The organism is Streptomyces diversicolor, from assembly GCF_057537855.1.
On the sequence record NZ_BAAJXA010000002.1, the window covers coordinates 141,386 to 153,502 of the forward strand.

The window sequence follows — 12,117 nt, forward strand, 5'->3', positions numbered from 1 at the left end:
GACGGGGTTTCTTCAGAAGGGAATCGCAAGTGATCAAGAAGGTTCTGGCCTCCGCCGCGGTCGCCGCCTCCGTCGTCGGCGTCTCGGCCACCGCCGCCCCGCAGGCTCTGGCCATCGGCAACGACAACGGCACCACCTCGGCGAGCGGCAACGGCGCCTCGCAGGCGTACGGCAACTCCGCCACCTTCGGCAACATGAGCCCGCAGATGGCGCTCGTCCAGGGCTCGCTCAACAAGCCCTGCATCGGCCTGCCGGCCAAGGCGAACGTCGGCTCGGTCGTCGGTCTCGTCCCGGTCGCCGTCCAGGACATCCCGGTCCTGTCGTCGCCGCAGAACCAGCAGTGCGTCGAGAACTCGACCCAGGCCAAGGGCGACGAGCCGCTGTCGCACATCCTGGACGACATCTCGGCCCTGTCCGGCAACGGCACGGGCAACGGCTGACCCGGGACACCTCTTAAGCCCCTTCCGGGCTTACCCAGCGGGCCGCCGGAGATCCGGCGGCCCGTCGGCCTGTCACGGAACAGGGACGCACGACCGGTCACGGAACGGGGACGCGCGGCCGGCTACGGACAGGGACGCACGACCGGTTACGGGACGGGGATACGCAGGGACGTTTCTCCCCTGAACTGGCCGGGCCGGTCCGGTGTCCAGGACGCACTGGTCCGCTGATCGGATCGCGCTGGTCCGTTCGAGGCACAGCCCGCAACCCGGGCCGGTGCGGCCCAGTTGACGATCATGCAACTCCGTCCCCGGAGTCCGCCTTTCGAAGGGAACGAACATGAAGAAGCTGTGGGCAACCGCGGCTGTGGCCGCCTCGGTCGCCGGCCTCGCCGGCGCGGCCGCCCCCCAGGCCCTGGCCATCGGCAACGACACCGGCACCACGTCCGCGAGCGGCGTCGGCGCCCAGTCGGAGTTCGGCAACTCGGCCACCTTCGGTGACATGAGCCCGCAGCTCTCGCTGGTCCAGGGCTCCCTGAACAAGCCCTGCGTCGGCCTGCCGGCCAAGGCGAACGTCGGCTCGGTCGTCGGTCTCGTCCCGGTCGCCGTCCAGGACGTGCCCGTCCTGTCGTCGCCGCAGAACCAGCAGTGCGTCGAGAACTCGACCCAGGCCAAGGGCGACGAGCCGCTGTCGCACATCCTGGACGACATCTCGGCCCTGTCCGGCAACGGCACGGGCAACGGCTGAGCGGTCCGCTCCGCCGCGGCGGGTCACCGGTTCCCGGTGGCCCGCCTTCGTGTGTCCGCCGGGCGCGCCGGAGCCCGCGGTGCCCATGGCGCGAGTGCCGCCGCGTCAGCCGCCGTACAGCGCCTCGATCTCGGCCGCGTAGACCGCCGTGGCCGCCTGCCGCTTGACCTTCAGGGACGGTGTGAGCAGCCCGTTGTCCTCGGTGAACTCTCCCTCGACCAGGGCGAAGGCACGGATCGACTCGGCCCGTGAGACGGCCTCGTTGGCGTAGTCGACGGCACGCTGCACCTCGGCCCGCAGGCCGGGGTCGCGGACCAGGTCCTTGACCGGGGTGTCGGCGGGCAGCCGGCGCACCGACAGCCAGTGGGCGACCGCCTCGGGGTCGAGGGTGACCAGGGCGGCGACGAAGGGGCGGTTGTCGCCGACGACGAGGCACTGGCCGACCGGCGCCCGACTGCGCAGGCGGTCCTCCAGGACGGACGGGGAGACGTTCTTGCCGCCGGAGGTGACGAGGATGTCCTTCTTGCGGCCGGTGATGGTCAGATAGCCGTCCTCGTCGAGGGAGCCGAGGTCTCCGGTGGCGAACCAGTCGCCGGCGAGGACGGCGTCCGTGGCCGCCGGGTCGTTCCAGTACGCCCCGAAGACCAGCCCGCCCTTGATCAGCACCTCGCCGTCGTCGGCGATCCGGACGGCCGCGCCGGGGATCGGCCGGCCGACGGTGCCGGGGCGGGGGCCGAGCGGCGGCACGATGGTGGCGGCGGCCGTGGTCTCGGTGAGCCCGTAGCCCTCGTAGACGAGGATGCCGGCCGCGTAGAAGAACAGGTTGAGGTTGCGGTCGAGCGGGGAGCCGCCGCTGATGGCGTAGCGCACACGGCCGCCGAGTTCCTTGCGGACCCGGCGGTAGACCAGCAGGTCGTACAGGGCCCAGGCGGCGTACAGGCCGGGTCCTGGGCCCTTGCCGGTGCCCAGGAAACGGCGCAGGGCGGCCTCGCCGAAGCGTACGGCGACACGGTCGGCGCGGTCGAAGGAGGTCCCGCGGCCCATCCGTTCGGCGGTGGCCCGGCCCGTGTCGTGGATCTTTTCGAACAGATAGGGCACCCCGACGAGGAAGGTGGGCCGGAACTCCTTGAGCACCGGCCGGAGTTCGGCGGGTTTCACGCTGGGGAAGTGGCCTGTCTCGATGCGGGCCATCAGGCAGGCGAGTTGCAGGGTGCGGCCGAGGATGTGGGCGAGCGGCAGGAAGAGCAGGGTGGCGGCGGTCTGGCCGGTGACCTCGGTGAAGACGGGGTGCAGCAGGTGGACGGTGTTCGCCGCCTCGGCGTGCAGGTTGGCGTGGGTGAGGACGCAGCCCTTCGGCCGGCCGGTGGTGCCGGAGGTGTAGCAGATCGTGGCGACCGTGTCGGGGGTCAGAGCCGCGCGGCGCTTGGCCACGTCCGCGTCGGGGACGTCCCGGCCCAGGTCGGCGAGCCGGCCGAGGGCGCCCTCGTCGAGGGTCCAGGCGCGCGGGGGTTCGGGGTGGTCCGCGGTGCCGGCGAGCACGGTGGCGGTGTGTTCGGCGGTCTCGGTGACGACATGGCGGGCGCCGGAGTCGCGGACGATCCACTCCACCTGCTCGGCGGAGGAGGTGGGGTAGACCGGGACGGTCACGCCGCCGGCCGCCCAGACGGCGAAGTCCAGGACGGTCCACTCGTAGCGGGTGCGGGACATGATCGCGACCCGGCCGCCCGCCGTGAGGCCGGCCGCGATGAGGCCCTTGGCCGCTTCGGTGACGTCACGGGCGAAGCGGGCCGCCGTGACCGGGTGCCAGCCGCCTTGCCCGCGGCGGCGCATGACCACGGCGTCGGGGGCCTCGGCCGCGTTGCTGAAGGGCAGGTCGGCGAGTGAGCCGGTGGTCACGGCCGGTACCAGGGCGGAGGTGCGGACCTCGCGGACGATGCCTCGCGCGTCCTTGACGAGCTCCACCCGCGCGCGGGACGCCAGGTCGGTGCGCTTCCTGGCCCGCTTCAGATCCTTGCGTACGCCCATGACGGCTCCCGGTCGCGGCTCGTGCGGAAGTACTGAAGTGCCGAAGCACTGAGGTGCTGATGCGGAAGTGCTGAAGTGCTCAGGTGCTGAAGTGCTGAGTGCTGAGTGCTGCCGAACGTACTTGCCGGTAGTTTTTCAGAGCCTGACGATACGTCAATCTCTTTGCGCCATCCGGGTTCGGTGAGCCGACCGCACCCTTGTGTGGTGAGCGGTTCCGTTCGATGCTGGCGTTTCTTGATGCCTTGCGTTCGGAGCCGCCGTATGAGTGCAGAGAGAGCCCCCCTGAACCGACCGAGCCGGCGCACCGTCCTTACGGCGGGCGCACTGGCCGGCTGGGCCGCCTTCGCCGCGCAGAAGCGTGCCTTCGCCGCCGACGGCGACCCGTGGGACGCGAACCCGCGGGTGTTCCAGGTCAACCGCGAGCCGGCGCGGGCCCGGCTGGTGCCGTACGCGAGCGCCGCGGACGCGCTGCGCGGGCGGTTCCAGGAGTCGCCGTACCACCGCTCCCTCAACGGCGACTGGCGCTTTCGCTGGTCGCGCAACCCGGACCAGCGGCCCGTCGGGTTCCACGAGCCCGGCTACGACGACGGCGGCTGGGACCGCATCCCCGTCCCCTCGAACTGGGAGATCGAGGGGTACCCCGAGCCGATCTACCTCAACATCAGGTATCCGTGGATCGGTTACGAGACGCCAGCGCCGCCCGAAGTACCGCACGACGTCAACCCGGTGGGCTCCTACCGCCGCGCCTTCACCGTGCCGGGGACCTGGTCGGGCCGGCGCACCCTGCTGTCCTTCCAGGGCGTCAAGTCCGCGTTCTTCGTGTGGGTCAACGGGCAGCGGGTCGGCTACAGCGAGGACAGCTACACGCCCGCCGAGTTCGACGTCACCCGGTATCTGCGGCCGGGCACCAACACCCTGGCCGTGGAGGTCCACCGCTGGTCCGACGGCAGCTGGCTGGAGGACCAGGACATGATCGACCTGTCCGGGATCTTCCGGGACGTGTACCTGTACTCGATCCCCCGGGTGCATGTGCAGGACCTGTTCGTGCACACCGCGCTGGACTCCGCCTACCGCGACGCCGTCCTCACCGTCGACGTCACGGTGCGCGACCGGGGCGACGGCGACGGCGGGGTCCCGGGCCACCGGGTGAGCGCCGAACTGTTCGACGCGCGCGGGCGGCGGGTGCTGGGCCTCGCGGAGCCGGCCGGTGAGGGAACCGTGTCCCTGAAGGGCGCGGTGCGGGCGCCCGCGCTGTGGTCAGCGGAACGGCCGAACCTGTACACGCTGGTGGTGACGCTCGCCGACGCCCGTGGCCGGGCCGTCGACATCCACAGCACCCGCGTCGGCTTCCGCCAGGTCGAGTACGGGCCGGGGACCTTCACCCTCAACGGGAAGCCCCTCATGTTCCGCGGCACCAACCGCCACGAGAGCGACCCCGAGCGCGGCCAGGCCGTCGACGAGAAACGCATGCTCCAGGACATCCGTCTGATGAAGCAGCACAACATCAACGCCGTCCGCACCTCGCACTACCCCAACCACCCGCGCTGGCTCGAACTGTGCGACGAGTACGGGCTGTACGTGATCGACGAGACCAACCTGGAGACGCACGGGGTGCGCGACACCGTGCCCGCCTCGCTGCCGGAGTGGACCGACGCCTGCGTGGACCGGCTGCGCTCGATGGTCGAACGGGACAAGAACCATCCGAGCGTGGTCGTCTGGTCGCTCGGCAACGAGGCCGGGCACGGCGACACCTTCCAGGTCATGGCCGACTGGGTGCACACCCGGGACGCCGCACGCCCCGTGCACTACGAGGGCATGAACGCCGTCGCCGACCTGCACAGCGAGATGTACACCAGCCCGGCGGGCGTCGAGGCGTACGGCAGGTCCGGCAGTCCCACGCCGTTCCTGCTGTGCGAGTACAACCACTCGATGGGCAACAGCGGCGGCAACGTCCGGGAGTACTGGGAGGTCTTCGAGCGCTACCCGAACCTGCACGGCGGGTTCGTCTGGGACTGGGTCGACCAGGCCGTCCGGCTGCCGGTGCCCGGCGACTCGCGGCGCACCTATCTGTCGTACGGCGGTGACTGGCACCCCGGCTATCCGACGGACGGCAACTTCTGCTGCAACGGGCTGGTGGCCGCGGACCGCGCGGTCCACCCCGGGCTGATCGAGATCAAGAAGTGCTACCAGCCGGTGGCGGTCACCGCGGACGATCTCGCGGCCGGGACCGTACGGGTGCGCAACAAGCACCTCTTCAGCGGACTGGACGGCTACGAGCTGCGGTGGGCCGTGACCCGTGACGGTACGACGGTGCAGCACGGCACGCTGCCGGCGCCCGCGGTGGGGCCCGGCGCGGAGCGCGTCGTCCGCGTCCCCTGCCGCAGGCCCGCCGCGCCGGAGCCCGGCGCCGAGTACTTCCTCGGCCTCTCCTTCGTGCTGCGCGACGCCACCGGTTGGGCGGGCGCAGGACACGAAGTGGCCGCCGAACAGTTCGCGTTGGACTGGTCCGCGCCCGCACCGGACGACTCCCCCGCCCAAGGCGACCTCACCCTCACCGAGACCGACGCCGAGGTGCGGGTGCGCGGGCGGGACGTGGAGGTGGTGCTGGCCAAGGCGTCCGGCACCCTCGCCTCGTACACCTGGCGGGGGCGGGCGCTGCTCGCCGAGGGGCCTGTGCCCAACTTCTGGCGCGGCCCGACCGACAACGACATCGGCCGCAACTTCCACAAGACCTCGCTGACCTGGCGGGACGCGGGCGCGCGACGGACGGTGACCGCGGTGCGGGCCGAGCAGCCCGCGCCCGGTGAGGTCGTCGTCGAGGTCTCCTGCACGCTGCCGACCGCGCCGCACGCCTCCGCCTGGCACACGGTGTTCCGGGTGCGCGGGGACGGGGAGGTGCGGGTGCGGCACACGCTGGACGCCCCCGCCGGGCTGCCCGACCTGCCCGTGGTGGGCGCGCTGATGCGGGTGCCGGCGGGCGCGGAGCGGCTGGAGTGGTTCGGGCGCGGGCCGCACGAGAACTACCAGGACCGCAAGGCGTCCGCGTTCGTGGGGCGCTGGCGTTCCACGGTCGACGCGCAGGTCGCCCCGTATGTACGGCCGCAGCAGACGGGCAACCAGACCGATGTGCGGTGGCTGTCGCTGACCGGACGCACCGGTGCCGGGCTGCGGGTGGTCGCCGACCCCGCGGACGGCGAGGCCCTGCTGGAGACCAGCGCCCTGCACCACACGCCGGCCGACCTGGACGGGCCGCGGCACCCGCACGAGCTGACCAGGCGCGCCGAGACGGTGCTGCTGGTCAACCACCGGCAGATGGGCGTCGGCGGCATCAACTCGTGGGGCGCCGCGCCGTTGGAGCCGTACCTGCTGCACGCCGGGCGGACGTACGCCTACGGGTACCGGCTGCGGCCCGCGGACGCATAGCCGCGCCCGGCCCCGGCGGTCAGCGGAGTTGCGGATGGGCCTCGAAGCGGGCACGGAGCGGGCCCGCTTCGAGGCCGGTGGGTGGTCCTCCGGTGATCTAGGAGACGATGTCCTTGCGGGCGAACCCGCGGAAGGCCAGGGCGAACAGCACGAGCGCATACGTCATGGAGATCGCGGTGCCCTGGATCATGCCGGACCACTCGGGGCGCGGCTGCACGGCGTCGGCCCAGGCGAACTGCCAGTGCGCGGGCAGGAAGTCACGCCAGTGGCCGAGGGCGGTCACCGCGTCCAGGACGTTGCCGACGATGGTCAGGCCGACCGCGCCGCCGACCGCGCCGAGCGGCGCGTCCGTCTTCGTGGACAGCCAGAACGCCAGCCCCGCGGTGACCAGTTGGGACACGAAGATGTACCCGACGACCACCACGAGGCGCTGGGCCGCCGTACCCGGGTCCAGCGCGCCGCCGGTGGGGATCTCCAGTGGGCCCCAGCCGTAGGCCGCCGTGCCGACGGCGATGGCCATGAGCGGCAGCAGCAGCATCGCGGCCAGGCTGAGCCCGAGCCCCACGGCGAGCTTGGACCACAGCAGGCGGGCCCGGGGCACGGGCGCGGCGAGCAGATAGCGCAGGGACGACCAGCTCGCCTCCGAGGCGACCGTGTCCCCGCAGAACAGGGCGACCGGGATGACGAGGAGGAAGCCCGCCGACACGAACAGGTTCACCGCGGCGAAGTTGGCGCCGGACGCGGTGGCGGTGTCCATCAGGGTGACCTGGCCGTTGCGTCCGCTCGGGTTGCCGCCGATGGCGAAGGCGATGACCAGGACGAACGGCAGGGCGGCGAGGATGCCGCCCATGACGAGGGTGCGGCGGCGCTTGAGCTGCCGGACCAGTTCGACCCGCAGCGGCAGCGTGTGCCCCGCGCGGTAGCCGGAGGCCACCTCGACGGGCTCGGCGAGCGCACTCATGCGGAACCTCCGATCAGGGTGAGGAAGGCGTCCTCCAGCCGGCGGTGGGGACCGAGCGAAACGACGGGGACTTCGAGCCGGACCAACTCGACGAGAAGCCGCGCGGCGGCCTCCGGCTCGCTCTCCGACGAGCGTCCGCCGCCGACCGGGGGCACGGACGGGTCCGCGGGCAGGTCTGCGGAGGGGTGCCCTGCCGGGTCCGCGGTCAGGACTGCGGCCGGTTGCCCTGCCGGGTCCGCGGGCGCGCGCACGGGCGTGTCCGCGGTCGACTCCGCACGAGGGCGCCCGGCCGCGTCCGTGGACGGGAGCGCCGTCGAGTCCGCCGACGGGTGCGCGGGCGGGTGCGCGGGGGTCAGGTGGATGAGCAGGCCGCCGTCCGCGCGGGTTGCGGATGCCACTCCCGGCAGTGCCGCCACCTTTTCGAGCAGGGGGTCCGTGATGTCCGTGGCCAGACCGACGAGGAGCGTCTCGCCCGAGCCGACGATCTCGCCCACCGGGCCTGCCTGGACCAGCCGGCCCCGGTCCATCACCACCAGATGGGTGCAGGACTGTTCGACCTCGGCGAGCAGATGGCTGGAGACGATCACCGTGCGGCCCGCCGCCGCGTAGCGGATCATCACCTCGCGCATCTCGCGGATCTGCGGCGGGTCGAGGCCGTTGGTCGGCTCGTCGAGGATGAGGAGGTCGGGCAGCCCGAGCATGGCCTGGGCGATGGCGAGCCGCTGGCGCATGCCCTGCGAGTAGGTGCGCACCGCGCGGGCGAGCGCGTCGCCGAGGCCGGCGATCTCCAGGGCCTCGTCCAGGTGTGCGTCCTCGGCGGGACGGCCGGTCGCCCGCCAGTACAGCTCCAGGTTCTCGCGGCCGGACAGATGCGGCAGGAAGCCCGCGCCCTCCACGAAGGCACCGACCCGCGACAGCACCGGCGCGCCCGGCCGGATCGCATGGCCGAAGACGCGGATCTCTCCGTCGTCGGGGGTGATCAGGCCCATCAGCATGCGCAGGGTCGTCGTCTTGCCCGCGCCGTTCGGCCCGAGCAGCCCCAGCACCTGGCCCTTCTCGACGCGGAAGGACAGCTCCCGCACCGCGTACCGGTCGGCCGACTTCGCGTACCGCTTGCTCAGGTCCGTGATCTGCAGCGGGACGTCGGCCAGGGCGGGATCGGGCTCGGACACCGCGGTACGGCGGCGGGCGGTCAGCAGCAGGGCCAGCGCCAGCACGGCGGCGGCCGGTGGCAGCCACCACACCCAGGACGGCAGCGGCGCCGCCGCGGTCGTCACGCCCGGGGCCGTCGGCACGCTCAGGTCGCCCTTCAGGGAGACGGTGTAGGTCGCCGGGGCCGCCGGTGAGGCATAGCCGAGGTCCGTGGAGGCGAGGACCAGGCGGAGCCGGTGACCCTTCTGCACGTCGTGGTCGATCGCCGGGAGGGTGACCGTGACGTCCTTGCCGGACCTCGCGCCCTCGACGCGCAGCGGGGTGACCAGTTGCGCGGGCAGCACGGGCCGGCTGCCGCCGGGTCCGACGTCGTACACCTTGCCGAACAGCACGGCGTCGTCGCGGCTTGAGGCGACATGAACGGTGACCGTCGGGGAGCCGGTGATGCGCAGATCGGAGGCGACCGGCGCCGACTCGAACGCGGCGTACTGGCCGGGGAAGTCGAGGGAGACGCCGACGCCGAGGGCGGACAGCCCGCCGAGCCCGCTCGCGGCGCCGAGGCCGGGCAGCGCGGAGACGCCCGGCGGGCTGGCCCCGGCCGGGTTCTCGACCCGCTGCGTGCCGCCGGTCAGCGCGAGGGAGCGGCGGCCGGCCGCCAGGCCGGGGTAGGTGTCGGCGCTCGCGCCGCGCTGCAGGGCCGTGCCGTTGGTGGAGTCGACGCCTCCGGTGCGGGTGATGCGGAACGCCGGACCGGTGTCGGTTCCCTTGTCGTTCTTGAGGTAGCGGTCGAACCAGGCCCTGACCCGCGCCTGTACGCGGTCCGTCTCCATGTCGCCGCCGTCATGGCCGCCCGCGATCCAGTCGACGTCGACCGGGGCGCCGTTCGCCCGGATCGCCTTCTCGGCGGCGTCGGACTGGGCGAGCGTGAACAGGGAGTCGGTCTGGCCCTGCACGAGGAGCGTGGGCACCTTGATGCGGTCGGCGACGGCGGACGGCGAGCGCTGCTCCAGCAGGGTGCGGGCGGCGGCGTCCGGCCTGCCCGACTCGGCGATCCGGTCGTACATGGCGCACAGCGTGGCTTCGAACCTGGCGCAGCCGCCGCCGGTGTTGAAGAAGATCCCCGCCCACAGCTTCTTGAACACGCCGCTCGGGAACAGCGCGTCCGCCAGGTTCCAGTACGTGATCGCCGGGGCGATGGCGTCCACCCGGTCGTCGTGTCCGGCGGCGAGCAGGGAGATCGCGCCGCCGTACGAGCCGCCGGCCACGCCGACGCGCGGGTCGCCCTGCCTGTCGAGCCGGACCTGGGGCTGCTCGGCCAGCCAGTCGATGAGCCGGGAGACGTCGGAGACCTCGCGTTGCGGGTCGTTCAGCCCGATCCTGCCGGTCGACTTCCCGAAGCCGCGCGCGGACCAGGTCAGCACCGCGTACCCGTCGCGGGCCAGGTCCTGGGCCTGGCCGCGCAGGTCGTCCTTGCTGCCGCCGAAGCCGTGCGCCAGCAGGACGGCCGGGCGGCGGCCCGCGGCGGCCGAGGTGAAGTACGAGGTGTCGATGTGTGTCCCGTCGGCCATGGTCATGACCTGGTCGGTCCGGTGCACCCGGGGCGGGTCGTCGGCGGCGACGGCCGTCCACGTGCCGGCGCCGGCGAGCACCACGAGGGCGGCCGCGGCGGTCCACAGCCGCCGCGGCCCCCGGAACAGCCCGCGCCGGCCGGGCAGTCGAAGATCCATGGCTCAACGGTACGGGCCGCCACCGACAACCGATGCAGCCACCGGTCGGAACCCCCGCACCTTCCCGGGGAGTACGGGCCCGTTCCGGCATACCGCGGACGTGGTACGCGCCGGGTTCGGGCCGGCGCGGTCAGGTCCGCGTGTCCTCCGGGATCGACACCAGCCAGCGGGTGTCGCGGCGCGGGCGCAGGTAGAGGGCCCAGTAGAGGGTGGCGGCGGCCATGATGCCGCCGGTCCACAGCAGATAGACCGTCTCCTGTGTGCTCAGGACGTAGGCCAGGACGGCGATGAGCAGGACCGGCATCGCGGGCCACAGCGGCATGCGCCAGGCGGGCGTGTGCCGGTGCGGGCCGCGGCGGGCCAGCAGGGCGGCGACCGCGACCAGCAGGTACATGCCGGTCACGGAGACGCCCGTGACGCCGTACAGGGTGTCCAGGTTGACGAAGCAGAGCAGCGCGCCGGGCACGCCGACGGCGAGGGTGGCGACCCAGGGGGAGCCGAAGCGGCCGAGCCGGGAGAAGACGTTGTTGACCGGTTCGGGCCAGGCTTTGTCGCGGGCGGAGGCGAACAGCACGCGGGAGTTCTGGATGACCATGACGATGCCCGCGTTGATGATGGCGAGGGCGACGCAGAGGCTGACGAAGGTGCCGACGGCCGAGTTGGACCAGGCGGTGACCATGGCGCCGATGTCGCCGCCGGTCAGCTGCTCGATGTCGGAGGCGCCCAGGGTGATGGCGACGACCGGGACCAGGATGATCACGGCGGAGATGGCGAGGGTGGCCAGGACGGTGCGGGCGACGTTGCGGCGCGGGTTCTCCAGTTCCTCGGAGAGGTAGACGGCGGTGGAGAAGCCCTGGGTGACGAAGAGGGCGATGGCGAGCCCTGAGATGACCAGCATGGCGGTCACGGTGTCGGTGTGGCCGTCGGGGCCGGCCACCTGAAGGGAGGTGAGGCTGCCGAGTCCGCGGTGGCCGTGTGCGAAGCCCAGCAGGGCGACCAGGGCGGCGGCGATGACCTCAAGGACCAGGAAGATGCCGGTGATCCAGGCGTTGGCGCGCAGGTCGAGCAGGCCGGCGAGGGTGGCGAGCAGCATCACGCCCGCGCCGGTCATGGCCGGATCGAGGTGGACGACCGGGGCGAGGTAGTCGGCCGTGCCCATCGCGATCACCGGGGGCACGATCATCACGACGAGCAGGGAGAGCACGAAGACCAGCCAGCCGGCGAGCCGTCCGGCCATCGTGGACACCATGGCGTACTCGCCGCCCGCGCTGGGGATGAGGGTGCCCAGCTCGGAGTAGCAGAACGCCACGGCGATACAGAGCAGGGAGCCGATGGCGATCGTCAGGGCGGTGGCGGTGCCGAGCGAGCCGAACAGGTCGGGGACCACGACGAACAGGGTGGAGGCGGGCGTCACGCAGGAGAGCGTCAGCAGGGTGCCGCCGACGACGCCGATGGAACGCTTGAGCTGCTGGGGGCTGTCGGCCGGTTCCTGCGGGGCGCCGGTTTCGACAGGGCGGAGCGTGTCGGTCATGGAGCGGTTCCGATCGGACTCGTGCGGAGTGGTGGGGCGGGAGCGTTATCGCCTCCGGCGGCTCGCGTCGTCCATCTCTTCGTGTCGCATCTCTTCGTCGCTCCCGGCGCTGA

Annotated in this window: 7 protein-coding genes; 3 read left to right on the forward strand and 4 right to left on the reverse strand. The window is 72.5% G+C overall.

What is annotated here, in order from left to right; genetic code table 11:
- The first annotated feature begins 29 nt into the window (after positions 1-29).
- The gene (locus AC27LF_RS02545) at positions 30-440 is read left to right on the forward strand and encodes a rodlin (protein WP_479656070.1); all 411 of its coding nucleotides are present in this window, start codon (positions 30-32) and stop codon (positions 438-440) included.
- A gap of 337 nt (positions 441-777) precedes the next feature.
- On the forward strand, positions 778-1,185 hold the full coding sequence (locus tag AC27LF_RS02550) for a rodlin (protein ID WP_404029892.1): 408 nt from the start codon (positions 778-780) through the stop codon (positions 1,183-1,185).
- 105 nt (positions 1,186-1,290) lie between these two features.
- On the opposite strand, the gene AC27LF_RS02555 is transcribed toward AC27LF_RS02550, so the two are convergent.
- Entirely contained in the window at positions 1,291-3,210 is a 1,920-nt protein-coding gene (locus tag AC27LF_RS02555) for an AMP-dependent synthetase/ligase (RefSeq protein WP_479656069.1), read from the reverse strand.
- A 261-nt stretch (positions 3,211-3,471) separates the two neighbouring features.
- Between AC27LF_RS02555 and lacZ the strand changes: the two genes are divergently transcribed.
- Positions 3,472-6,633, forward strand: a complete 3,162-nt coding sequence (gene lacZ, locus AC27LF_RS02560) for a beta-galactosidase, LacZ type (RefSeq protein WP_479656068.1) — start codon at positions 3,472-3,474, stop codon at positions 6,631-6,633.
- A 97-nt stretch (positions 6,634-6,730) separates the two neighbouring features.
- Here the strand turns inward: lacZ and AC27LF_RS02565 are convergent, their stop codons facing one another.
- The 3 genes from AC27LF_RS02565 to AC27LF_RS02575 form a co-directional block, all read right to left on the reverse strand.
- A complete protein-coding gene (locus AC27LF_RS02565) occupies positions 6,731-7,594 on the reverse strand; it encodes an ABC transporter permease (RefSeq protein ID WP_479656067.1) in 864 nt (287 codons plus the stop codon).
- Positions 7,591-10,473: an alpha/beta fold hydrolase gene (locus AC27LF_RS02570; RefSeq protein ID WP_479656066.1), complete on the reverse strand. Its 2,883-nt coding sequence runs from the start codon at positions 10,471-10,473 to the stop codon at positions 7,591-7,593. The genes AC27LF_RS02565 and AC27LF_RS02570 overlap by 4 nt, the downstream gene beginning before the upstream one ends.
- 130 nt (positions 10,474-10,603) lie before the next feature.
- Positions 10,604-12,004, reverse strand: coding sequence for an APC family permease (locus AC27LF_RS02575; RefSeq protein ID WP_479656065.1), 1,401 nt, complete (start codon positions 12,002-12,004; stop codon positions 10,604-10,606).
- Positions 12,005-12,117 lie beyond the last annotated feature (113 nt).

Bases quoted from the DNA above. Each gene is read 5' to 3' on its own strand.
- AC27LF_RS02575 (WP_479656065.1), bottom strand. From the start codon at position 12,004: ATGACCGACACGCTCCGCCCTGTCGAAACCGGCGCCCCGCAGGAACCG.
- AC27LF_RS02550 (WP_404029892.1), top strand. From the start codon at position 778: ATGAAGAAGCTGTGGGCAACCGCGGCTGTGGCCGCCTCGGTCGCCGGC.
- AC27LF_RS02570 (WP_479656066.1), bottom strand. From the start codon at position 10,473: ATGGATCTTCGACTGCCCGGCCGGCGCGGGCTGTTCCGGGGGCCGCGG.
- lacZ (WP_479656068.1), top strand. From the start codon at position 3,472: ATGAGTGCAGAGAGAGCCCCCCTGAACCGACCGAGCCGGCGCACCGTC.
- AC27LF_RS02555 (WP_479656069.1), bottom strand. From the start codon at position 3,210: ATGGGCGTACGCAAGGATCTGAAGCGGGCCAGGAAGCGCACCGACCTG.
- AC27LF_RS02565 (WP_479656067.1), bottom strand. From the start codon at position 7,594: ATGAGTGCGCTCGCCGAGCCCGTCGAGGTGGCCTCCGGCTACCGCGCG.